The sequence below is a fragment of the Streptomyces bacillaris genome, from assembly GCF_003268675.1.
Taxonomy (GTDB): Bacteria; Actinomycetota; Actinomycetes; order Streptomycetales; family Streptomycetaceae; genus Streptomyces; species Streptomyces bacillaris.
In genome coordinates this window covers 6,498,554-6,521,269 of sequence record NZ_CP029378.1, presented here as the reverse complement: position 1 = coordinate 6,521,269, position 22,716 = coordinate 6,498,554, and the positions used below count along the sequence as shown (strand labels likewise).

At 71.7% G+C, this 22,716-nt stretch carries 17 protein-coding genes; 2 read left to right on the top strand and 15 right to left on the bottom strand.

Annotated features, from left to right (window positions below):
* Positions 1–72 precede the first annotated feature (72 nt).
* On the bottom strand, positions 73–1,158 hold the full coding sequence (locus tag DJ476_RS28400; protein WP_103418653.1) for a S1 family peptidase: 1,086 nt from the start codon (positions 1,156–1,158) through the stop codon (positions 73–75).
* A 405-nt stretch (positions 1,159–1,563) separates the two neighbouring features.
* On the opposite strand from DJ476_RS28400, the gene DJ476_RS28395 reads away from it, so the two are divergent.
* Positions 1,564–2,475 carry an alpha/beta fold hydrolase gene (locus DJ476_RS28395; RefSeq protein WP_112491854.1) on the top strand — a complete coding sequence of 304 codons (912 nt, stop codon included), beginning with the start codon at positions 1,564–1,566 and terminating at the stop codon, positions 2,473–2,475.
* A 148-nt stretch (positions 2,476–2,623) separates the two neighbouring features.
* Here DJ476_RS28395 and fxsT read toward each other — a convergent pair whose 3' ends face one another.
* The 4 genes from fxsT to fxsA all read right to left on the bottom strand — a co-directional run bounded on the left by fxsT (position 2,624) and on the right by fxsA (position 10,702).
* Positions 2,624–6,556 carry an FxSxx-COOH system tetratricopeptide repeat protein gene (gene fxsT / locus DJ476_RS28385; RefSeq protein WP_112491852.1) on the bottom strand — a complete coding sequence of 1,311 codons (3,933 nt, stop codon included), beginning with the start codon at positions 6,554–6,556 and terminating at the stop codon, positions 2,624–2,626.
* Positions 6,553–7,902: an FxsC protein gene (gene fsxC, locus DJ476_RS28380; RefSeq protein ID WP_162638802.1), complete on the bottom strand. Its 1,350-nt coding sequence runs from the start codon at positions 7,900–7,902 to the stop codon at positions 6,553–6,555. The genes fxsT and fsxC overlap by 4 nt, the downstream gene beginning before the upstream one ends.
* Positions 7,903–8,013: 111 nt before the next feature.
* A complete protein-coding gene (gene fxsBH, locus DJ476_RS28375) occupies positions 8,014–10,449 on the bottom strand; it encodes a radical SAM/SPASM protein FxsBH, inactivated beta-hydroxylase extension form (RefSeq protein WP_112491851.1) in 2,436 nt (811 codons plus the stop codon).
* 85 nt (positions 10,450–10,534) lie between these two features.
* Entirely contained in the window at positions 10,535–10,702 is a 168-nt protein-coding gene (gene fxsA, locus DJ476_RS28370) for an FxSxx-COOH cyclophane-containing RiPP peptide (RefSeq protein ID WP_078949860.1), read from the bottom strand.
* Positions 10,703–10,913: 211 nt separating this feature from the next.
* Here fxsA and DJ476_RS28365 point away from each other — a divergent pair, with 211 nt between their 5' ends.
* Positions 10,914–11,843: a DUF4231 domain-containing protein gene (locus tag DJ476_RS28365; RefSeq protein ID WP_167480405.1), complete on the top strand. Its 930-nt coding sequence runs from the start codon at positions 10,914–10,916 to the stop codon at positions 11,841–11,843.
* A gap of 18 nt (positions 11,844–11,861) precedes the next feature.
* On the opposite strand, the gene DJ476_RS28360 is transcribed toward DJ476_RS28365, so the two are convergent.
* The 10 genes from DJ476_RS28360 to DJ476_RS28315 all read right to left on the bottom strand — a co-directional run bounded on the left by DJ476_RS28360 (position 11,862) and on the right by DJ476_RS28315 (position 22,553).
* A complete protein-coding gene (locus DJ476_RS28360) occupies positions 11,862–12,341 on the bottom strand; it encodes a hypothetical protein (protein ID WP_103418647.1) in 480 nt (159 codons plus the stop codon).
* Between the two features lie 200 nt (positions 12,342–12,541).
* Positions 12,542–13,441, bottom strand: a complete 900-nt coding sequence (locus DJ476_RS28355; protein ID WP_018487987.1) for a S1 family peptidase — start codon at positions 13,439–13,441, stop codon at positions 12,542–12,544.
* Positions 13,442–13,689: 248 nt separating this feature from the next.
* Positions 13,690–14,514, bottom strand: coding sequence for a DUF1684 domain-containing protein (locus tag DJ476_RS28350; protein WP_112491850.1), 825 nt, complete (start codon positions 14,512–14,514; stop codon positions 13,690–13,692).
* A 4-nt stretch (positions 14,515–14,518) separates the two neighbouring features.
* Entirely contained in the window at positions 14,519–15,826 is a 1,308-nt protein-coding gene (locus tag DJ476_RS28345; RefSeq protein ID WP_112492647.1) for an NtaA/DmoA family FMN-dependent monooxygenase, read from the bottom strand.
* Between the two features lie 14 nt (positions 15,827–15,840).
* A complete protein-coding gene (locus DJ476_RS28340) occupies positions 15,841–16,917 on the bottom strand; it encodes an LLM class flavin-dependent oxidoreductase (RefSeq protein ID WP_112491849.1) in 1,077 nt (358 codons plus the stop codon).
* Positions 16,918–17,059: 142 nt separating this feature from the next.
* The gene (locus tag DJ476_RS28335; protein WP_112491848.1) at positions 17,060–18,034 is read right to left on the bottom strand and encodes an ABC transporter substrate-binding protein; all 975 of its coding nucleotides are present in this window, start codon (positions 18,032–18,034) and stop codon (positions 17,060–17,062) included.
* A 67-nt stretch (positions 18,035–18,101) separates the two neighbouring features.
* Positions 18,102–18,854, bottom strand: a complete 753-nt coding sequence (locus DJ476_RS28330; protein WP_112491847.1) for an amino acid ABC transporter ATP-binding protein — start codon at positions 18,852–18,854, stop codon at positions 18,102–18,104.
* A 17-nt stretch (positions 18,855–18,871) separates the two neighbouring features.
* Entirely contained in the window at positions 18,872–19,789 is a 918-nt protein-coding gene (locus tag DJ476_RS28325; protein WP_112491846.1) for an amino acid ABC transporter permease, read from the bottom strand.
* A 53-nt stretch (positions 19,790–19,842) separates the two neighbouring features.
* Complete coding sequence (locus tag DJ476_RS28320) at positions 19,843–21,684, bottom strand: FAD/NAD(P)-binding protein (protein ID WP_112491845.1); 1,842 nt, start codon at positions 21,682–21,684, stop codon at positions 19,843–19,845.
* Complete coding sequence (locus DJ476_RS28315; protein WP_103418641.1) at positions 21,681–22,553, bottom strand: amino acid ABC transporter permease; 873 nt, start codon at positions 22,551–22,553, stop codon at positions 21,681–21,683. Before DJ476_RS28315 ends, DJ476_RS28320 begins: the two co-directional genes overlap by 4 nt.
* Positions 22,554–22,716 lie beyond the last annotated feature (163 nt).

The following is a 22,716-nucleotide window of genomic DNA, read 5'->3' as shown; positions in this document are numbered from 1 at the left end:
CCGGGGGCCTCTCCTCCGTACGTCGGTGCGGTCGTACGTCGGTACGGGGTCGTACGTCGGTGCGGTGTTACGTCAGCCGATCTCGGCCCCGTAGGCGGCGAGCGCCTCGGGAACCGGCTGGAAGAAGGTCGTGCCGCCCGAGGAGCAGTTGCCGCTGCCGCCCGAGGTCAGACCGAGCGCGGTGCTGCCCGCGAAGAGCGCGCCGCCGCTGTCGCCCGGCTCGGCGCAGACCGTCGTCTGGATGAGGCCGTTGACGATGTCGCCGTTGCCGTAGTTGACGGTGGCGTCGAGCGCGGTGACCTCGCCGTCGTGCACCTGGGTGGTGGAGCCGCTGCGGACGACCGCCTGGCCGACCGTCGCGTCACCCGCCTCGGTGATCTGCTGGGTGGAGCCGTCGTAGAGGTTGACCTCGCTCGGGTGCGCGATGTCCGAGGTGTACTTGACCAGGCCGTAGTCGTTCTCCGGGAAGCTGGAGCCCTCGGTGGTGCCGATCGCCTGGCCCCCCTGGCTGTCCGACCAGCTGGCGACCGACTCGGTGCAGTGGCCGGCGGTGAGGAAGTACGGCTCGCCGTCCTTGACCACGTTGAAGCCGAGCGAGCAGCGGGAGCCGGAGCCGAAGATCGCGTCGCCGCCCGCGATGAGCGGCTTGAACTCGCCCTCGGTCTTCTTCAGTTCGGCCTTGCCGCCGAGCCCCTCGACCACGGCCGAGAGCTTCCTCCAGGCCGCGCCGTCGACCGTGCGGTCGGCGGTGACCAGGACCTTGTTGCTGACCGGGTCGACGGCCCAGGAGGTGCCCGGGATCGTCGCCTTGTCGGTGAGGGTCTGCCGGGCCGACTTCAGCTCGGCGAGGGAGTTCTCCACGACTCTGGCCTTGCCGCCCGCCTGACGGACCTGCTCGGCGGCGGCCTCGTCGACGACGTTCACGACGAGGGCCTTGGCCGTGCTGTCGTAGTACGAGCCGGCCGCGTCCGCGCCCAGGTCCCGGTCGAGCGTGGTGGCGAGCTTTCCGGCCGCGTCCGCGCTGAGCGTCTTGACCGTGAACTGGGGCACGTCGTCACTGGCGTTCGCAGACTGGAACGTGAAACCCGCTACGACCAGGGCCACCACGGCCGACCCGGCGACCGTCGCGCGCTTCCTGGATATGCGTCGATGCTTCAACTTCGACCTCCTGTGGGGCCGTGTACGGAGCATGTGGGGTGCCCGAACACGGAGGATGGGGCGCCCACTATTCCGAGGGGACCAGGAGCACACAAGGTCGACTTCCGGACGTGCACACGGCACCGACGCTTTACCCGCGCCATGTTCTCTTACCCCGGGTCATGCCATGTCGGTTCCGTTCGCGAACACCCGGTGCAACCGGTGGCGGCCCCTGGGTGAGGACTAGTCCTGTCCGGTATTCGCCCCTGCGGAGGGCCGACCGGGCGTCGATAGGCCATCGGTAGGCCGTCGGCAGGACCCCGACAGGGTGGTGATGAGGTCCCGACGGGGAGTGCCGGTCGGAGCCCTGATAGGTCATCATCGAAAAGCGGCAGACGCCGGGGGGACCGAGCTGAGGAGGCGCGGGTGCGCGGTCGGGTGCGCGCGGCGGACGGGCGGCATCTGATGGTGGAGCGGCTGGGGGACCCCCGGGGCAGACCGGTGTTCCTGCTCCACGGGACCCCGGGCAGCCGGCTCGGACCCGCTCCCCGGGGCATGGTCCTCTATCAGCGCCGTACCCAGCTCATCACCTACGACCGGCCCGGATACGGCGGCAGCGACCGGCAGGCGGGCCGCCGGATCGCCGATGTCGTCGAGGACGTCCGGGCCATCGCGGACTCGCTCGGGCTGGAGCGGTTCGCCGTGGTCGGCCGGTCCGGCGGGGCCCCGCACGCGCTGGCCTGCGCGGCGCTGCTGCCCGAGCGGGTGACCCGGACCGCCGCCCTGGTGACGCTGGCGCCCTGGGGTGCGGCCGGGCTCGACTGGTTCGACGGGATGGCCGCGTCCAACGTGCTCGCGTACTCCACGGCCGCCACCGACCCGGACTCCTTCACCGAGTCCTTCATCGTCCGCTCGGCGCAGATCCGGCAGAACCCGGTGCGGCTCCTGGACGATCTGCGCCGGGAGCTGACCGACTCCGACCGGATGGTGGTCAACGACGCGGGCATCCGCTCCATGCTGCTGCGCAACTACAGCGAGGGGCTGCGGACTTCGGCGTACGGGTGGATCGACGACGCGATCGCGCTCTGCAGCCCCTGGGGGTTCGACCCGGCCCTGATCACCGGCCGGGTGCTGCTCTGGCACGGAGTGAAGGACGTGTTCTCGCCCGTCGGCCACTCCCGCTGGCTGGCCGGGCAGATCCCGGGCGCCACCGCCGTACTGGAACCGGCGGCGGCGCACTTCGACGCGCTCTCCGTGCTGCCCGGCATCCTCAACTGGCTGCTGGACGACCGGGAGCACCCGCCCGACCGGCCGCTGCCCGCCCCGACACCGGGCTGACCGGACGGGGGCCGGGACCAGGGCCAGGGCCGGGGCCGGGCCGACCGGACGGCGGGGGCCGGGGCCGGGGCCGGGGGCCGATGCCTCCGGCCCCCGGACCCGGTGGCCGGACCCGGCGCTGCGGCGGCACCGCCCCCAAGGACCCGCCTCATACGGCCAGCGGCTCCAGCTCCCTCCGGAAGCGGCGTTCGTCGCGGGTTATCTGGGTCAGCGGGTGTTCGTCCCCGAGCTGCCGGGAGAGTTCGCCCACCACCTCGGCCCGCACCCGCGCGGCCTCCTCCTCGCGGCCCATCGCATCCAGGGTCGCCGCCATGTTGGAGATCATCGCCAGGGACTCGGGGTGGTGCGCCCCCAGCGCCTGGCGCAGTTGGACCGCCAGCCGCTGTTCCGTCTCCAGGACCAGCGGGAGGTCGCCCCGGTCCGCCGTGGCGTTGGCCAGGTTCATGACGCAGAAGAGCGTGTTCGGGTGTTCCCGGCCGAACCGCTCCCGCATCGAGGCCACCACCAGCGTCAGGATCTGCTCCGCCCGCTCCGCCTCCCCGGTCCCCGAGAGGTAGACGCCCAGGTTGTTCTGGGCCGCCAGGGTGTACGGGTGCTTCTCCCCCGGCACCTTCATGTACTGGTCCACCACCTCCTGGGCGGTGTCCCGGGCCTCCACCGCCTCCCCCGCGGCGAACAGGTCCGCCGCCAGGTTGAGGTCGCAGGCCAGCGAGTCGGGGTTGGCGGAGGTGTACTTCGCCTTGTACCGGGCGCGGGTGGCGACCGTCAGCCGGCGGGCGTCCTCCAGCCGGCCGGCCCGCCGCAGCGACACCGCCAGGCTCTTGGCCGCGCTCAGCGTCGTCGGATAGGTGCGGCCGAGCGTCTCCTTGAAGCTCTCGTAGGTGCGGCTGAGCAGCCCCACGGAGTCCTCGTACCGCCCCACCTCGCGCAGGTCGCGGGCGAGGTTCATGGCGGAGGAGAGGGAGTAGGGGTGCTTGGCGCCCAGCACCTCGGTGCGCCGGTCGTAGACGTCCTGGTCGATCTCGCGGGCCCGCGCGTACTGGCCGATGCTCCGCAGGTTCAGGGCCAGGTTGTTGGCGGCCGCCAGGGTCCTGGGGTGCGAGTCGTGGAAGATCTGGCCGAACCCCTCGTGGGCCTCGGTGGCCAGCTCGATCGCCTGCTCGTAGTCCCCGAGCAGCCCCAGGTCGATCGCCAGGCTGCTGGTGGTCATGTAGGTGTGCGGGTGCTCGGGGCCGAGGACCTCCCGCTGCCGGTGCAGGGTGAACTCGTCCAGCTCCTTGGCCTCCACGTAACGCCCGCGCGTGCGCAGGATGTTGGAGAGGTGGAAGCAGAGGTAGAGGTACTGCAGATCGCGCTCGCCCAGCATCTCCAGCCAGGTCTGCCGCAGTTCCTCCCCCAGCGTCCACGCGGTCCTGACGTCACCGCGCTTCCACAGGTAGCGGACCCGGTCGATGAGAAGCCTGCGGGTCTCGGGCTCCTTGCAGTGGCGGGCGTCGGAGGGGCCGAGGTGCGGCCAGATCGTGGCGAAGCGCGGCCAGGTCTCCGGGTTGTCGATCGGCTCGTCGTCGTCGGGCCGTGCCCCGGCCAGGATGCGGTGGACGACATGGCGGGCCTCGCGCTGCTCCTCCTCGCTGAGCTGGGCCTTGATCACGGCCTGGACCAGGCGGTGGACCTGGATGGAGTTGGAGACCTGGTCGACCTTGGCGAGGGCGAACCGGCCGATCTCCCGGATGACCCGGCCCAGCACCAGCTTCTCCTGGAGCGAGGAGTCGTACGGCTTCAGCGCCTCGATCATCTCCTTGCTGTAGAGCAGGTTGGCGGAGATCGGCTCGGGGGCGAAGAAGGCGCAGAGCTGGAGGAGGCGCACCGCGGCCGGTGAGCGCTCCTTGAGCCGGGCTATGGAGATGTTCCAGGTGGCGGCGACCGGTTCCGGGTAGCCCGCGGGCTGGTTGAGGGCGAGGACCTGGGGCGCCTGGCGGGCGAGCTGTTCGAGGTAGGTGTCGATGGGGGTGGCGGTCTCCGCGATCCAGGCCGCCGCCTGTTCGACGGCGAGCGGCAGGTCGCCCACGGCGGTGGCCACCTGATCCGCGTCCTCGTCGCTCAGCCCGGGGGCGCGGCGCTGGAGGTGTTCGACGGACTCCTCGCGGAGGAAGACGTCGACGGGCAGGGCGTCCCCGTGCTGGGACCAGCTCTGGTTGCGGGAGGTGACCAGGATGTGGCCGGAGCCGCCCTGCGGGAAGTGGCGGCGCAGGGTCTCGGGGTCGTCGGCGTTGTCGAAGACGAGCAGCCAGCGGTCGGAGGGCACCCCGCGGCGCAGCAGGTCGACGGCCTCCTGGGAGGCGGCCGCCATGTCCTCGCCGCCCTGGGCGCCGAGCCGGACGGCGAGTTCGGCGAGGGAGGCGATGACGTCGTCGGACTGCTCGGACGATATCCACCAGACCAGGTCGTAGTCGGCCATGAAGCGGTGCACGTACTCCAGGGCGACCTGGGTCTTGCCGACGCCGCCGAGTCCGTACAGCGTCTGGGGCTGCGGCAGGACCACGGCCATGCCGCCGCCGAGCTGGTCGCGCATGCGCTCCAGGACGAGGGAGCGCCCGGTGAAGCCGGGGTTGCGGGGCGGTACGTTCCAGATCCTCGGTACGGTGCCGGGGAAGCGCGGTCCGGGGGTCATCCCGTCGACCAGCTGGACGGGCCGGTCCAGGGCGCGCATCAGGGCGGTGGTGGCGTGCACCTCGTCGAGGCGGAAGAGGTCGACCGGATTGCGGTCGATGTACGGGGCGGTCAGGCGTACGTCCCCGACGCGCAGCGGCAGCAGCTGGCGCCGGCCGCCGCCCGGGTCCTCGGCGACCGCCCGCTGCCACAGGTCGACCGCGCGCTGCGACTTGAGGTAGGCGGTGGAGAGGAGCACCACGGTGCGGGCGGCGGTCTCGGTGGTGAGCGCCCCTTCCTCCGGGGGCCGTTCGGCGGAGACGTCGCGCGGGACGACCCGGAAGCCGGCCCGGGTGAGGACCGCTTCGATCCAGTCGGCCCACATCCGGTTCTCCGCCACATAGCTGAGGAGGAGGTCGGCGGGGAGGGCGGGTCGGCGGCGGGTGAAGGCGTCCCGGATGCGCAGCCGCACCTCTTCTCCGACCGGGGGCATCGAGGTGATCTCGCGGTCGGTGATGACGGCGGTGAGCCGTTCGAAGGCGGAGAGCAGGGAGTTGGTGAGACCGGCCTCGTCCCCGAAGGTGGCGAGCGTCTCCTCGTAGGCGTAGTAGGGGCGGTAGGGGATCTCCACCGCGCCCCAGTAGGCGGTGAGTTCGTCGCCGGACAGGTCGTGGGGCAGCCGGTCGAACTTGAGCCGGGCCAGCGCCCGTCCGGCGTCCGCCTTCTCCTTCTCGCCCTCGTCGATGCGCATCGGGACGGGGAAGATGCGGATCGGGCGGCCGGTGTAGCGCTCGGAGATCTGGCGGGCGACGGAGGCGGCGCCGTCGATGGACTGGTCGCTGAGGGTGAAGCAGTCAACGAGGACGTCGGGGAGGTGGACGGTGCAGATGTCCGCGATGTCGCTGAGACCGGTCCGGCTGTCGATGAGGACGTAGTCGTAGTGGGTCTTCATGTCCTCGCGCAGCGCGTCGAAGAAGTGGCCGCCGCCGAGCCGGTCGTAGAAGTTGTCCCAGTCGAAGGTGGAGACGGTGGCGGAGTACTCGCGGTTCTGCCGTCCGGCGGAGACGAAGTCGAGCGTGCCGCCCTTGGGGAACTCCCAGCCCAGCACCTCCGGGGTGAGGGAGACGGCGTGCGGCTGGATGCGGGCGTAGTCGCGGTGCCAGTCGTCGGCGCGCTGGGCGGGGCTGGTCGCGGCCCAGGCGTACTCGGTGATCAGGTCGATCACGCCGGTGGTGGCGCCGAGGGTGGCGGGTTCGAGGAAGGGGTGGAAGAACCGGTGGAGTCCGGGTGCCTCCAGGTCCCAGTCGACGGCCAGCACCCGCTTGCCGTTGGCGGCGAGGATCCAGGCGGTGTTGGCCAGGGCCATGGTGCGCCCGGTGCCGCCCTTGTACGAGTAGAAGGTGACGATGCGCCCGTCACGACCGGCACTCATAGGTCCTCCGCTTCCGTCGCAGGGTCGTGCGGGTCGGGGGTGAAGCTGGTGTGGCCCATGGGGCCGGTGAGCCGGGTCCGTTCGCCGTGGCCGCCGCCACCGGGGCCCGGCGGGTAGGCCGTGGCGTGCCGCAGATACTGCTGGGCGGCGACCTCGACGACCTGGGGCAGGATCTGGCCGAACGCCTCCATCGTCGGCACGCCCCGGGCGGCGGCCCGGCAGAAGGCCCGTCCGTGGCGCATCTTGGCCGGCATGGTCGCTTCCAGTTTCTGGGTCAGTTCGGTCTCCGCCGCCCGGCTCTGGTGGTCCTCGCGGCTCCACGGCACGACCATGGTCACCCAGGGCCGGTCCTCCGCGTCGAAGGCGGCGAGCCGGCGTCTGCGGTCCTCGTCCTGGAGGGCCCAGCGGTCGACGAGGAGGATCTCGGGGGTGCTGGGCGGCGCCTTGCCCTCGGGGCGGCCGGACTCCTCGTCGAACGAGGTGATCTGGGCCTGGTAGTTGAGCGAGCGGACCAGCTCCTCGGCGACATAGGCCAGGGGGCGGGCGGCGGCCGGGTGGTAGGGGTTCCAGTCCTGCGGGTGGTCGCCGTAGTACTGGCTGTCGCGCCCGTCGGGCAGGTCGTGGCGGGTGGGAGCGGCGATGGTGATCCGCATCGGGCGGGGGGCGCCGATCCCGCTGCTCGGGGAGCCGAAGGCGCTGGGGGCGAGGCGGTAGTCGACGGGCCTGCCGGTATCGATGCGGACGGTGTCGGCGACGCGGACGATGCGTTTGGCCAGTTCGTAGACGGCCCGTTCGTACTCCTGGGCGAAGAGCCTGAGTTTGATCAGACCGTAGAGGCCGTCGGTGACGTACCGTTCCCCGAAGTCGCGGTGGTTGAACTGTAACCGCTCGGCGGAGCCCGGGAGTTGGCTGGGCGGGACCGGCACCCACAGGGCCGGGACGATCGCTTCGGCGGGCTGGTTGGAGCGGGCCCGGTGGTGGATCGCGCGCTGCTCGAAGGCGTGCCACTCCTTGCCGCACATCTCGCTGGCGAAGTAGCGCGGGGAGAAGAGCGGGACGAAGACCCGGCAGGTGGCGAGGACTTCACCGAGCCGTTCCGACCAACCCTCGCCGGAGCGTATCTCGCGGTCCATGAAGCCGGCGGAGGCCCCGGCGGGGAGATCGGTCATGGCCATCACATGGCCGCAGAGATCGCGGAAAAGCCGTTCGACCCACATATCGGGGTCCGTTCCGCTGGCGACCCCCGGCGTGTGCGCGTAGCTCAGAAAGAAGTACGGCCGATGGTCCGCCGCTCGCTGCTGCGTCGATGCGTGCACACGACCCCCGTCCTGTGTGAGCACTCGCATCCGGGGAGAAGGAAGGGAATGCGAGCGAATTCATCATTCCGGAGCGGACTGCGCTCCACCCCCCTGCCGTTCGGTCATTGAACGCTACTTTTCAGTCAACCGCGTCCGTCTTCACCGCACTGCCGTCCACTCCGTACCGGTCTTGCAACCGTTCTTCCCTGATGTCCCGTCTGTTCCGTTGATCTCTTTGCGCATCACGGCGAGCAATTGTTTTCCGTCGACGGTCGTCTCGGCCGCCTCTTCGATCAGGTCGAGCGCTTGCGGAACCCCGGCGAGGAACTCCGGGGCGAAGAGGGCGAGCCCGACCCGCTCATAGGTCTCCGACAGCAGCCGGGAGAACGGAACGGCCTCCCCCCGCTCCTCCTGCCAGGGCAACCGATGATCCCAGGAACCGTCCGACGCGTACAGATCCGTGACCTCGCACAGCGCCCGCAGCTTCGCCCGCCGGAACCCGCGCAGCAGGGCGGTCGCGAGGGTGCGGGCATCGCTCCCGGCCACGATCCCGAGCGCCCCGTACCCATGGCGCCCGGCCTGGACCGGGGCGCCTCCGGTGAGCGGGGTGAGGGCGGTGAGGACGGCGGCCGCCTCCGCCGCCTGGTCCGGCACGGCCTCCGCCAGCAGCGCCCAGGCCGCCGCGAGCGAGGCGGACCAGGCCTCGGCGCCGGGCCCGTCCAGCCGGTGGGCGGTGGGCGCGTCGAAGCAGGAGCGGTACGGATCGAGATCGTCGAGCAGTACGTGTACGGGTTCGGGGCCGCGTACGTCACCGGGTTCGGGGCCGGGGCCGCGCAGGGGTTCGGGGCTCTGTACGTGACCGGGTGCGGGTTCGGGGCTCGGTGCCTGGCCGGGTACGGGTCCGGGGCCGTCGGCCGTCGCCTCCGGAGCGTGTACGGACCCGCCGCCCGCCCCCAGCGCGCGTACGGGCCGCCAGTGCGCGCCCTCTCCGGCTTCGCGCGCGATGTGCAGCACGGCCGCTCCGGCGCGTACGGCGAAGCCCTCGCCCTCCGCCCGCACCAGCGCCGTCCCCGTCTCCCCCGCCCCGCCGATCCGGACCTCCCCCAGGGTCGGCAGGAAGAGGCGGCCGTCGCGGTGGACCACCGGGACGGCCAGGTCGAGACGGGCGCGCACGGCGGCGGCGGCCACCGACGCGGCCAGCCGCTCCACCGGGGGGCCGTCCACCGGCCGGCCGGCCCGTACCGCCTCCAGGGTGTCGAGCAGCCAGGTCCGGGTGTAGGGGTGGGCGAGGACCAGGTCGAGCGCCGCCTGGCCGGCCGGGGCGCTCTCCACCTCGGCGGCCAGCGCCCACGCCTCCGCCCAGGTCTCCCCGCCCGCGCCGTCGAGGCTGTCGTGGAGGTGGGCGAGCAGAGTGCGGGTCAGATCCTGCTGGGCGGCGAGCAGTTCGCCCGGGTCTCGGACGGCGGGCGACTCGCAGGCGGCGGCCGTGCGCTCCTCGATGCCCCGGATCAGCGCGGCCAGGTCGGCGCAGTAGACGGAGGGGTTGTCGAAGCCGCCTGCCGGGCTGTAGCGGTGGGTGTAGAGCCCGCCGCCGCACGAGCGTACGACGGGGCAGCGGCGGCAGGTCGCGCTGACCCCGGCCAGGCCGAGCTGGCGCGCTCGGACCCCGGGGTGCGCGGCGACCTCGTCGAAGCTGTGGGTGAAGACGTCGAAGCCGGTGGCGGCGGCCCCTTCGTAGGCGCTCTTGAGGGAGTCGACCTGCTCCAGCTGGCCGTCGGTCTCGACGACGACCAGGTCCGTGGGGGCGAGTCCGAGGGATTCGGTGAGGCTGGGGCCGCCGTCGAGGGTGGAGAGGACCGAGGAGAAGAGGCGGACCGGCACCGGCCGCCCCTGTTCCTGCCAGCGGTCGAAGACGGTGAGCAGCCACGCGGCGTAGGCGGTGGGCGATCCGTCCGGGCGCGGTGGCGGCTCGGCCCAGGTGGCGTGCGGCAGGAGGAAGTCGATGAGGGGCGGCCGGAGTTCGGTGAGCGCGTCGAGGACCGCGACCGGGTCGTTGGCGATGTCGACCGTGCAGAGGAGGCCGAGGTCGAGGTGGCGGTAGCGCTCCTGGCGGAGCAGGTCCACGGCCTTGAGGACCCGGGCGTGGCTGCTGCGGCCGTCGGCGTAGCGGCGGTGGCGGTCGTTGGCGGCGCGGTCGCCGTCGAGGGAGATGCCCACCTTGACGTCGAACTCGTCGAACAGGTCGAGGTAACGGGGGCTGAGCTGGAGGCCGTTGGTGTGGATCCGCAGATCCAGTTCGGCGATGCCCGCCAGGGCCGAGGTGAACTCCTCGCAGACCAGGCGCAGTCGGGCCGGTCCGGCGAGCAGGGGCTCCCCTCCGTGCAGGATCACTGTCACGGAGGGCAGGGCGTGGGTCCTGGCGTGTTCGGCCAGGCGTCGAGCCGTCCGGGAAACAACATGGTCAGAGATTGTCTTCGGCCGGGTTCGCCAGCTCTGATCAGCATGTTCGTAGACATAACAATGGTCGCAGGCCAGATCGCACCTGCTGTGAACCTTCAGAACGATTTCGCGGAACGGGACCGCGGGTCCTGTCATTCCCCCAGTCTAGTCCAGCGTTCCGCGCCGGAATTCCGTCGGCGCGAAAGCCTTCGGAAGGGAACCGAAGCCTTCGGAGAGGGTCTCAGAGAGCGGAGTTGAAAGTGGAAATGCGGGGAAGGCGACCGTCGGCCGCGGGAACCACGCGCGCAAGCTTCCGGGCGGCCTGGCCACCGGAGAGATCGATCTTGGCGAGCGGCACACGGCTCTTCTTCGCATCAGCGAAGATGGGGGATGATTCGTAGGTCTTCACGGCCGTCCTAGAGGGGCTCGTTCCGGTCAGGGGGGCACCACCGCCAGTTGCACCATTGCAGTGCCTGGCGGCACGACTTTACTCTCAGGAACAAGGTGCGCAACTCGTGTCGCGGCCTCGTAGTCCGAGTGACATACGGGACTGCTCCAAATGGTTCGGAATCTTTCATTCCGACAACGGAGCCCCGACTACATGGGATACGGGAGTGAACATGACGGCGATTCCCGGACCTCTTCAGAGCATGGTCTTCAGGAACGCCGACCTGCCCGCTCTCTTCCACCGTACGGACGCCATCGCCGTCTCCCGCCAGCGGGAGGCCGTGAACACCACCCGGGCCCAGCTGGCGCTGCTCGTGGCGGGCGCGGTGCCCGCGGCGCTCCCCTGGCACGCCGAGGACGGGCTGACCGTCCAGCTCCTCTACGGCGCGGCTGTGTTGGCGTATCTGGGTGTCCTGTTCACGACCTACCTCGCCTCCCGCCGCAAAGCAAAGTCGCACTGGCAACTCAACCGCTCCGCGGCGGAGTTCATCAAGTCCCTCTGCTGGCGGTACGCGGTCCACGGCTCCCCCTTCGACACCTCGGCCCGGCACCCCGAAGCGCTCTTCGCCAGCCGGCTGGAGGAGGGGCTCCAGGAACTGCGGAAGGTGGGCTGGACCGATCCCCGGGAGACGATGACGGAGAAGGACGGCGCGGTCATCACGGAATCCATGCGGGAGTTGCGGGACAAGGCCTTCACCGTCCGCAAGGAGACCTATGTGCGGGACCGGCTGATCGAGCAGCGGCGGTGGTACCGCAGACGGCGGCTGGTCTCCCGGCGCGGTGCGCTCGTCTGGTCCGGGGCGATCGTGGCGCTGACCCTGCCGGCGCTGGTGCTGAGCGTGCTGCAGACCTTCGGGGTGGGGCGCTCGCTCGGACTGACCGGGGTGCTGTCGGCGGCCGGCGCGGCCTGTCTCGCCTGGAACGAGCTGCGCCGCCACCATCCGCTGATCTCCGCGCACTCCCTGGTGGAGGACGACCTGGAGTCGATGCAGGCCGCGATGGAGACCACGCTCACCGAGCGGCAGTGGCCGGTGGCGGTCTTCGAGACCGAGCGGATCGTCTCGCCCGAGCACACGGACTGGCTGGTCCGGCACCGTACATGACGGCCCATCAGCTGTGGGTCAGCCCCGCTCCACGCCGTCCCGCCAGATGACGGTGACCGGGCGGCCCAGCGTACGGGCGTAGTCCACGATGTCGCCGGTGCCGCCGAGGCCCCGGGCCGGGTGGCCGTCCCAGACGGCCAGCAGCAGGTCGCAGTGGTCGGCGATGTAGGCGCCCGCCGCGTAGTACGCCTCGTCGGTGGAGTGCGGGAAGTCGAGGCGGATCTCCTGGGCGGCGCGGGACTTCAGGAGCCGGTAGCGGGCGAGGTCGGCGGCGGTGTCGAAGCAGGCCTCGTAGTCGCCGCTGGGGATCACCGCCGTCAGCTTGGCGCCCCGGGCGAGGGCCAGGTCCGCGAAGAGCTGGTCCGCGCCGACGGCCAGGCTGGAGAGCACCTCCGTGGCGCCGTCGAGCCCGGAGAGGGCCGAGCCAAGTCCGGCGAGCACATGGCTCCGGGCCCGGGCGGGGATGGTGCGGTGACCGGTGATCCCGATGCGATTCACGGAGCTGGACCCCCTGGTGTCGGCGCTTCCCGTGCGGCCCGTCCTGGCGCCATCGTCTCAGGAGCCGGGGGCGTGCGGGAGCCCCCGTCCGGCATTCCGGACGGGGGCTCGCGGGTACGGACGGCACCGGGCCCGGCCGGTACGTCGGGGGGCGGGCCCGGTGCGCCGGGTCAGGGGCCGCGGTGCGCCCCCTACGCCGGTCAGTACACGCTGACGCCGTACGCGTTCAGGGCTTCCACGACCGGCTGGAAGAAGGTCGTGCCGCCGGAGGAGCAGTTGCCGCTGCCGCCGGAGGTGAGGCCGATCGCCCGGGTGCCGGAGTAGAGCGGGCCGCCGGAGTCGCCGGGCTCGGCGCAGACGTTGGTGCGGATCATGCCGTACACGACGTCGCCGCCGCCGTAGTTGACCGTGGCGTTGAGGCCGGTCACCGAGCCGCTGCGGGTGCCGGTGGTGGAGCCGCGGCGGGTGACGGCCATCCCGACGGTGGCGTTGGCGGCGCTGGTGATGTCCTGGCCGCCGACCGAACCGTCCTTGGGAATCGTGGTGTTGGTGTAGCGCACGATGCCGTAGTCGTTGTTCGGGAAGCTGGACCCGGAGGTCGTGCCGAGCACGGTGGTGCGGGCGGAGTTGGCGTACCAGGTGCCCGTGCCGTTGGTGCAGTGACCGGCGGTCAGGAAGTAGTAGGTGGAGCCGCTGCGGACGTTGAAGCCCAGCGAGCAGCGTCCGGTGGCGGAGTAGATCGCGTCGCCGCCGGAGATCAGCTTGCTGAACGTGCCGGGCGTGCGCTCGATGGTGAGGGCGGAGGCGTTGGCTCCCGCGGCCTTCTTGATCTGCGCGATCTCCGCCTGGGTGACCGTGCTGTCCACGGTGACCAGGAGGCGGTTGGTCTTCGGGTCGATGTTCCAGGCGGTGCCCGCGATGTCGGCGCCGAGGACGGCGTCGCTCGCGGAGGCCAGCTGGTTGGCGCTGAACGTGCCGGTGGGTTCGGCACTGGCGGTGGGGACGGTGAACGCCGCGACGGCGGCGAGCCCGGCGAGGACGGCCGTGGTACGGACGCGTCTTCCGTGGTTGCGGCGGGGGTTGGTGCGCTTGATCCTCACTTCGGGTTCCTCCGAGGGGAATCGGGGGCCCTCCTGTGGGGTGGCGGGCCCGTGAGGCGCAGTCGGGGGCGTGTCCGGATCTCGAATTCGCCATGCCCCTGACAATCGCTGACGGGAGTATCGAGGCGTCCGGACAGCAGACGCAAGGATGCCTTTCGGCCACGCGCGCCCCACCCGCACCCCGGCCCCCGGCAGCCGTCGGGCTGCCGGGGGCCGGAGGTTCGCGCGGGTCGGGAAGACCGCGCGGGTCAGGCGTCCAGGCGGTTCCGCTCCCCCGCCGCGACCGGCACGGTGAGAGTGTTGCCCGGGGGCGGGAAGGGGCAGAGGAAGTGGTCCGCGAAGGCGCACGGCGGCAGCAGCGCGCGGTTGAAGTCGACGCTCAGGCTGCCGTCCCCGGCGGGCGTCCCGGGGCGCAGGAAGCGGAAGCGGTAGCTGCCGTTCCCGCTGGTGGCGTCGGCGAAGACGGCCCAGAGCGAACCGTCCTCCTCGACCGTGACCTGGAGCGTGTGCTCGTCCCCGGCCACCGTGAAGGCGAGCTCCCCGCCGAGCCCGAGCCCCCGCTCGGCCCCGTCCGCGTTCGCCACCCGGACGTCCCGCTCCTCGGCGTACGGCCGGAAGGTCCCCGGCACCACCCAGGCCGGGTCGTACGGGGTGGCGTCGACGGTCGAGAAGGCGTGCCGCGCGGGTGCGTCCGGGTCGAAGTCCCGTACCGCCCAGAGCCCTTCGCGGCGGATCACCACCAGCCGCCGGTCCCCGAGCGCCACCCGGGCGTCGTCGGCGGGGCCGCTGTCCGCGCCGAGCCGGACCTCGCCGGTCAGCGGCTTGCCGTCGACAACGATGCCGTCCCCGGCGGTGGCGGTCAGCACCACCGCGTCACCGTCCTCGCGCCACTGCCCCAGGACGGCCGGAATTCGCCCTTCCGGGTAGTCGGAGAGCCAGTGGGTTCCGGTCAGGGCGAGCGGGCCGTAGGGGGCCGCGACCGCGAGGACGCGCTCCTCGTGCCACCGCTGCCACTCCTGGGCCGCCTCGTCCGGTCCCCCGGTCTGCTGGTGCTGCTCTGCGTCCGTGCTCATGCGGTCAACCTTTCCACACCGGCTCCGCGAGGCCGAGGTGCGACCGCAGCGTGGAGCCGGAGTACTCGGAGCGGAACGCGCCGCTCTCCTGGAGGAGCGGGACGACCCGGTCGACGAAGTCGTCCAGGCCGCCGGGGGTGAGGTGGGGGACGAGGATGAAGCCGTCGGCCGCCCGCTCGTCGACGAAGGCGGTCAGCTCCGCCGCGACCGTCCGCGGCGAGCCGATGAAGGACTGCCGGGTGGTCGTCTCGATCACCGTCTGCCGCAGGGAGAGCCCCTTGGCCTCGGAGACCGCACGCCACCGGGCCACCACGGAAGTGGGGCCTCCCCCGCTCGAGCGCAGCCGAGAGCTCGGGGAAGGGTCCCCGTGCAGGACCCGCCCCTTGACCAGGCCCGAGTCGACAACCGGGTCGACTTCGGGGAGCGGCCCGTCGGGGTCGTACGCGGAGAGGTCGCGGCCCCAGAGCTGCTCGGCGGCGAGGATCGCGTTCTGCGGGGAGACCTGCTGGCGGCGGATCTCGTACGCCTGCTCCTGCGCCTCGGCGTCGGTGTCCCCGACCACCACGGTGACCCCGGGCATGATCTTGAGGTCGTCGGGCTCGCGCCCGTACGCGGCGAGCCGGGCCTTCACGTCGGCGTAGAAGGCGCGGCCCGCCTCCAGGGTGCCGTGCCGGGTGAAGATGATGTCGGCGGCGGAAGCGGCGAACTCCCGGCCCTCGCCGGAGTCCCCGGCCTGGATGACCACCGGGTGGCCCTGCGGGGAGCGGGGCACGGTGAACTCGCCCGAGATCGTGAACTGTTCGCCCTCGTGGGCGAAGGGACGCGACGCGCCGTCCGGCGTCCAGGAGTCCCACAGCTCCCGGGCGGTGGCGACGAACTCGGCGGCCCGGGTGTAGCGGTCGGCCCGGTCCAGATAGCCGCCCCGGCGGAAGTTCTCCCCGGTGAAGGCGTCGGAGGAGGTCACCACGTTCCAGGCGGCGCGCCCCTCGCTGAGGTGGTCGAGGGTGGCGAGGCGGCGGGCCAGCTCGTAGGGCTCGTTGACGGTGGCGGCGAGGCCGAGCCGTTCGGTGACGGCGGCCAGCGCGCTCAGCACGGTCAGCGACTCGGGACGGCCGACCACGTCCAGGTCGTGGATGCGCCCGTTGTGCTCGCGCAGCCGCAGCCCCTCGGCGAGGAAGAAGAAGTCGAACTTGCCGCGCTCCGCCGTCCGGGCCAGATGGACGAAGGACGAGAAGTCGATCTGGCTGCGGGAGCGGGGGTCGGCCCACACGGTGGTGGCGTTGACGCCCGGGAAGTGGGCGGCCAGATGCATGGTGCGGGCCACGGTCAGGCCTCCTTCGACGCGGTTGCGGCACGCGCGTAGCGGCTGGCGGGGCGGGCGAGGCCCAGGTGTTCGCGCAGGGTTCCGCCGGGGTGGAAGGTGCGGAAGAGGCTGCGGTGCTGGAGGAGGGCCACGGTGCCGTTGACGATCCTTTCGAGGTCGCGCTCGGGGGTGATGGGCGTGAGGTGGAAGCCGTCGGCCGCGCCCGAGCGGTGCCACTGGGCGATGAGGTCGGCCAGGTCGACCGGGCCGCCGCGGAAGTAGGTGCCGCGGGCGGCGAGTTGGGGACCGCTGTCCAGTCCGGGTTCGGGAGCGCTCTCGACGTCACCGAGGTCGACGGTGAGCGCGACCAGGACCCGCAGCGCGTCGGGGTCGCGCCCGTGGGCGGCGGCCCTGGTGCGCAGTTCGTGACGGAGGGCGGCGGCCTGCTCCGGGGTGGTGGCCCGGATGTGGATGACGTCGGCGTGCCGGGCGGCGGCCTCCTTGGCGGGGGCGCCGACGGCGTCGATGACGGTGACGGGGCGGCCCTGGGGCGGGCGGGGCACGATGGCCGGGCCCTTCACCGTGAAGGTGGAGCCGGTGAAGTCGACGTAGTGCAGCTTGTCCCGGTCGATGAAGCGTCCGGTCGCGGTGTCACGGATCTCGGCGTCGTCCTCCCAGCTGTCCCAGAGCCGGGCGGAGACGTCGGCCACCTCTCCGGCCTCCTGCCACAGGGCGGCGGGCGCGGCGGCGGGGCGGCGGCCGAAGAGCCGGGCCTCCGCCTCGGTGGTGGAAACCTCGACGTGCCAGCCGGCCCGGCCGTTGCTGACCCAGTCCAGGGAGGCGACGGCCGAGGAGACGTGGAAGGGCTCGGTATGGGTGGTGGTGACGGTCGGGACGAGGCCGATGCGGTCGGTGGCGGGCGCGACACGGGCGAGGACCGCGAGCGCGTCGAGCCCGGGACGGGCGAAGGAGTCGCCGAGGGTGACGTAGTCGAGGGCGCCGCCTTCGGCGAGCCGGGCGAGGCGGAGGTAGTGGCCTGCGTCGTAGTGCGGCGGGCCGCCGATCTCGGCGGCCAGGTGGAGGGAGGTACGGGCGGACATTGCGGGACCTCTCGGGTCGACGGGTGGGTCGGGGGCCTCGCTCCGGGGGTGTCCGGCCGGCCGGGCCGTGGCGGTGGGACCGGCCGGCCGGAGCCCTCGGGTGGTCATCGGCGGTGCGAGACCCCGATGGGGGTGCCCCGGGTCAGCTCTTGGTCTTGGGCAGGCCGGGCGGGTTGATCTCGGACTTCTCCACGGCCTCGCCGGTCAGCCCCCAGCGCTCCAGGACCTTGCCGTACGAGCCGTCCTCGATGATGTGGTCGATCGCGGCGGCGTACGCCTTGACCAGGCCGCTGTCCTTCTTGGTGGTAGCGGCGATCTTGCCCTGGAGGTCGCCGCCGGCCCCGGAGATCTGTCCGGCGATCTCGCTCTGGCCCGCGGTGGCGACGTGGTACGCGGCGGCGGGGCTCGGGCCGAGGTGGGCGTCGATGCGGCCGGACTGGAGCGCCAGGTAGTAGTCGCTCTCGTTCTGGAAGTACTTGATGTCCACCGGCTTCCGTCCGGCCTTGACGTTCTCCTCGCTCCACGCGACGAGGATCTTCTCCTGGTTGGTGCCGGAGGCGACGGAGACGGTCTTGCCTGCGACGTCCTCGGGGCCCTTCACCTTCCAGCCGCCGCCCTTCTTGATCTCGAAGGCGACGTTGTCGAGCCGGTAGGTGGCGAAGTCGTACTTCTCCTTGCGCTCCTCGGTCACGGTGACGTTGGAGAGGACCGCGTCGAACTTGGAGCTGTCCAGGCCGACGAAGAGGTTCTCCCAGGAGACCTCCTCGAACTGGCTCTTCAGTCCGAGGGTGTCGACGATGAGGGTGGCGATGTCGATCTCGGAGCCGATCCGGGTCTTGTCGTCGGTGGCGTAGAAGCCCAGGGGTGCCACGGAGGTGGCGCTGGCCCCGATCTTGAGGGTGCCGCGCTTGCGGACCTCCTCGGGGACGAGGGCGGCGATGGAGTCCACCTTCTTGCCTCTGATCCGGTCCTGGTCGGGTCCGATGTTGATCCCGGTGTCCTTCTCGCCCTTCGGCGCCGCCACGTCGGTGGAGGCGTCGGGGTTGCCGCAGGCGGTGAGCAGTCCGGTGGCGGTGAGCGTGGCGATGGCGAGGGTGATGCTGCGGCGGACGGACACGTACGTACTCCTTGTGGATGGTGCGAACAGGTTGGACAGGAAAGGCGGTTGGTACAGAAAGGGCGGTTCAGAGAACCTTGGAGAGGAACGCGCGGGTGCGTTCCTGGGTGGGGCGGTCCAGGACGTCGGCGGGCGGGCCCTGCTCGACGATCCGGCCCTCGTCCATGAAGACGACGGTGTCGGCGACCTCACGGGCGAAGCCGATCTCATGGGTGACGACGATCATCGTGGTGCCGCCGTGGGCCAGGCCCTTGATGACGTCGAGGACCTCACCGACCAGCTCCGGGTCGAGCGCGGAGGTCGGCTCGTCGAAGAGGAGCAGCTTGGGCTCCAGCGCCAGGGCGCGGGCGATGGCGACGCGCTGCTGCTGGCCGCCGGAGAGCTGGGCGGGGTAGGCGGACGCCTTGTCGGCCAGGCCGACCCGGGCGAGCAGCTTCTCCGCCGCCTCGACGGCCTCCTTGCGGGAGCGGCGGAGGGCGGAGACGGGCGCCTCGATGATGTTCTCCACCACGGTGAGGTGGGGGAAGAGGTTGAAGTTCTGGAAGACGAACCCGATCTTGGTGCGCTGGCGGAGCACCTCGCGTTCGCGGAGTTCGTAGAGCTTGTTGCCGTCCCTGCGGTAGCCGACGAGGGTGCCGTCGACGCTGATCCACCCCTGGTCGACCTTCTCCAGGTGGTTGATGGTGCGCAGCAGGGTGGACTTGCCGGAGCCGGAGGGGCCGAGGATGACGGTGACCTCGCCGGGCCGCACGGAGAGGTCGACGCCGCGCAGCACCTCCAGGGAGCCGAAGTTCTTGTGGACGGCGCGGATCTCGACCATGGCATCGCTGGGTGCGCTCATCGCACGGCCCCCTTGGCGTAGTGACGTTCGACGTAGTACTGGATGACCGAGAGGGCGGTGGTGAGGAGGATGTACCAGGCGGTGGCGACCATCAGCAGGGGGACGACCCGGCCGCTGCGGCCGTAGACGACCTGGACCTGGTAGAAGAGTTCGCCGATCGCCATGACGGAGACGATCGAGGTGCCCTTGAAGAGCGAGATGATCTCGTTGGCCGCGTTGGGCAGGATGGAGCGCATCGCCTGCGGCAGCACGATCTTGCGCAGTTGGCGCAGCTTGGGGATGCCGAGGGCGGCCGCCGCCTCCAACTGCCCGCTCCCGACGGCGAGTACGCCACCGCGCACGATCTCCGCCGCGTAGGCCGCCTGGTGCAGGGCGAGTCCGAGGACGGCCGCGCTGACCGCGCCGACGAGGTTCATCGTGTCGAAGGTGAAGAAGCCCGGTCCGAACGGGATGCCGAACTGCAACTCCTTGTAGAGATAGGCGAGGTTGAACCAGAACAGCAGTTGCACGATGAGCGGGATGGAGCGGAACGCCCAGATGTAGCCGTACGCGACCGTCCGCAGGAACGGGCTGGCCGACAGGCGCATGAAGGCCAGCACGATACCGAGCGCGAAGCCGAGGGCCGTGCCGTAGAAGGTCAGCTGGAGGGTGAGCCAGACGGCCTTGAGGATGACGGGCGCGGCGAAGAACTGCGCGAAGACGTCCCACTCCCAGCCGGGGTTGGTGACCAGTCCGCTGATGAACTGGGCGACCAGGACCGCGGTGACGGCGATGGCGACCCAGCGCCAGGGGTGGCGGGCCGGGACGACGGTCAGCTCCCCGTAGTCGGTGCCGGGTCCGGCGGCCTTCTTCGCGGCGGGTCCGTCGGGGGTGCCGGCGGCTGGATCGATGGGTGGATCGCTGGTCAGCGACATGGCGGGGTCCTTGGGAGCGGTGGTGGCGGTGGTACGGGGGCGGGCGCGGCGGCTCAGGAGGCGAGCCGGTCCCGACAGGAGAGGTCGCGCAGGAAGGTGAGCGCGGCGCGGGCCGCGTCGTCGTTCTGGCGGAAGGCGGGTCCGCCGGCACGGGGGCGGGTGAAGGCCCCGCTGTTGCGTGCCGTGGTGAACGGGCCGAGGGCGAACCGGCGCGGGTGCGGGGTGCCGTCGCGGTCCAGGACGCGGCTGTCGGCCGGGTCCACGGCGAGCAGGCCAGTGTCGGTGACGGCGGCCCCGCCCTCGTACAGGGCGCGCAGCAGCGGGCTGGCGGTGTGCCGGAGCGAGGGGTCCGGGAGGCGGGCCTCGACCAGGGCGCGGGCCTCGGTGCGGGCGCCGGGCACGGTGGGGCTGCTCGCCCGGAAGAGGCCGCGCTCCTCGTCGGCCGTCACGGTGACGGAGGCGCCGAGGAAGCGGACGATCCCGGCCCGGGAGAGGGCGAGGAGCTGTTCGAGGCGGGGGCCGGGCGGGCCGGAGGCCAGGTAGCTGAAGAACCCGTGCCACCAGCCGCCGATGTCTCCGAGCCGGACGAGCTGGGCGTAGGCGGAGAGCAGCCCGACGAAGACCGCGAGATCCGTGCTGTGGTCCGGGTCGTGACGGCGGGCCAGGTCGGCCGTGATGTAGGCGCGCAGCCCGTCCTGGAGCGCCTCGGCACTCTCGTACGTCACTCCGTCCAGCGGCCGGTCGAGCGCTTTTAGGTCGAGCCGGTCGGCGGGGTCGGGCACGGCGGCGGCGACGAGGCCGTCCAGCTCGGGGCTGCCGGGGTCGGCGGCGGCGTACTTGGCCTCGAAGACCTCGAACTCCAGGGCGGTGCGCTCGGGGTGGGCAGTGAAGAGCCGGTGGTAGTGGGCGTGGCCCAGCTCCTTGGCGACCAGCGGCCACACATCGCGCCGGAAGTCGAGCGGTCCGGGCCGGCCGAGCAGCCCGTCGGCCCATTCCGGGGTCAAGTAGCGCGGCAGCGGAGGGCGTTCGCCGGTCCAGGTGTAGCCGATCTTGGAGTGGTACGGGACCCCGCGCCGCGATCCCACGTACAGCACGGGCTCCTGGCCCGAGGGCACGTAGACGCCGTTCTCGTGGCGGCCGCCGCGCCCCTCGGTGAGCAGGACCATGAGGTCGACGAAGGCGAGGCCGAACCCCCGGACGATGACCGGTTCCCCGGCGGGCAGGGCGCTGAGGTCGGTGTCGGCGGTGAAGTCGGGCGGCAGGTGGATCAGCCCGTGCCGGGCCGCGAAGTCGCTCAACTCGGCCTGTTCCGGGCCGGGTTCGGCGTCCAGATGGCCGACGGTCAGGACGACGAGGTCGGCGAGGAGGGGTTCGGTGCGGCCCTTCAGCCGGACGCGCTGGCGGCCGCCGCGGGGGCCGGTGACGGCGAGGGCGGTGGTGCGGTGCTCGTGGACGGTGACGGAGGGCGGCAGGGCGGCGAGGGCGCGCCGGTAGGTCCAGCGGAGGTAGGCGCTCTGGAGCCGCCGACTGGGGAAGGTCTGGCCGGTGAGGCCGTGGATCTCGGCCAGGACGGCGGGCTCGGCGTCGGGGGTGACCCGCCCGGCGCGGACGTCCTCGGCCCAGGCGTGCAGGGCGGGTCCGTCGACGACCGGTCCGGCCAGCTCGACCGTGTCGTCGGTGAACATGGTGACGTCCTCGGCCATGGAGTTCATCCAGAGCAGCGGTGACTGGTCGGGGCGCCAGATCCGTCCGCCGCCCGCCGGGTGGGGGTCGACCAGATGGATGTCCAGGGGCGAATCCCCGTACAGCTCACGGGCGTTGGCGGCGATGCGCTCGATGACGCCGGTGCCGCGCGGGCCGCCGCCGATCACCACGAGGGTGGGTGCGGCGCTCATCGCGCACCCGCCGTGCCACGGGCGTAGTAGCGCTCGACATAGCGCTGGCCGATGCTCAGCAGCGAGGTGACGAGCGCGTACCAGAGGGTGGCGACGAGCAGCAGCGGGATGACCTCGTACGTGCGGTGGTAGACGAGCTGGACGGAGTAGAGCAGGTCCTGCACGGCGATGATGCTGACGATGGAGGTGCCCTTGAGGGTGCCGATCAGCATGTTCCCGGCCGGCGGGACGATGGAGCGCATGGCCTGCGGCAGCACGATCCGCCGGAAGCGCCGCCAGGGGCCGAGCCCCAGGGACTGGGCGGCCTCCACCTGGCCGCGTTCGACGGAGAGGATGCCGCCCCGGACGACCTCGGCGGCGTACGCGGCCTCGTGCAGGGTCAGCCCGATGACGGCGATGGAGACCGGGCCGAGCAGGGTGACGGTGTTGACGCCGAGGATCTGCGGGTACAGGGCGCCGATGTTGAACCAGAACAGCAGCTGGACCAGGATCGGCGTGGACCGGAAGAGCCAGACGTACCCCCAGCTCACCGCCTGCAGAACGGGGTTGCCGGAGAGTCGCAGGACGGCGAGGAGCGCCCCGAGCGCGAAGCCCAGCACCATGACGACGGCGGTGAGCCACAGGGTGAGCCAGAGCCCGCGCAGGACGGTCGCGGTGCCGAAGTAGGCGAGGACGACGTCCCACTGGAAGGCCTCGTTACGGATGACCGAGTTCAGCGCCAGCGCGAGCAGGATGATGACGACAACTGCCGCCGCCCAGCGGCCTGTTCGGCGGACGGGGACGATGCGGGGCACCGCACGGTCGCCGTCGTTCTTCACGGGCGGTGGCGCGGAGGAGGAGGGAGGCAGCAGATCGGTCTGCGGGGGCATGCGGGGCTCCGTGGATGCTGAGATCGAACACGGGGCGTACCTTCACACCACGAACCACACATGGACCGGGCCCCTCAGCGCCGGTCCGCCTCCGAGATAAACGGTGAACACGGCGCGTTGTCAAGCCTGTCCACACTCTGAGCCGTATGTCTCACGTCGGTTG

Coding starts and splice junctions, on each gene's coding strand:
- DJ476_RS28365 (WP_167480405.1), top strand. CDS start 10,914: ATGACGGCGATTCCCGGACCTCTTCAGAGCATGGTCTTCAGGAACGCC.
- fxsBH (WP_112491851.1), bottom strand. CDS start 10,449: ATGACAGGACCCGCGGTCCCGTTCCGCGAAATCGTTCTGAAGGTTCAC.
- DJ476_RS28350 (WP_112491850.1), bottom strand. CDS start 14,514: ATGAGCACGGACGCAGAGCAGCACCAGCAGACCGGGGGACCGGACGAG.
- DJ476_RS28315 (WP_103418641.1), bottom strand. CDS start 22,553: ATGCCCCCGCAGACCGATCTGCTGCCTCCCTCCTCCTCCGCGCCACCG.
- DJ476_RS28330 (WP_112491847.1), bottom strand. CDS start 18,854: ATGGTCGAGATCCGCGCCGTCCACAAGAACTTCGGCTCCCTGGAGGTG.
- DJ476_RS28345 (WP_112492647.1), bottom strand. CDS start 15,826: ATGCATCTGGCCGCCCACTTCCCGGGCGTCAACGCCACCACCGTGTGG.
- DJ476_RS28340 (WP_112491849.1), bottom strand. CDS start 16,917: ATGTCCGCCCGTACCTCCCTCCACCTGGCCGCCGAGATCGGCGGCCCG.
- DJ476_RS28320 (WP_112491845.1), bottom strand. CDS start 21,684: ATGAGCGCCGCACCCACCCTCGTGGTGATCGGCGGCGGCCCGCGCGGC.
- fxsT (WP_112491852.1), bottom strand. CDS start 6,556: ATGAGTGCCGGTCGTGACGGGCGCATCGTCACCTTCTACTCGTACAAG.
- fsxC (WP_162638802.1), bottom strand. CDS start 7,902: ATGCGAGTGCTCACACAGGACGGGGGTCGTGTGCACGCATCGACGCAG.
- DJ476_RS28325 (WP_112491846.1), bottom strand. CDS start 19,789: ATGTCGCTGACCAGCGATCCACCCATCGATCCAGCCGCCGGCACCCCC.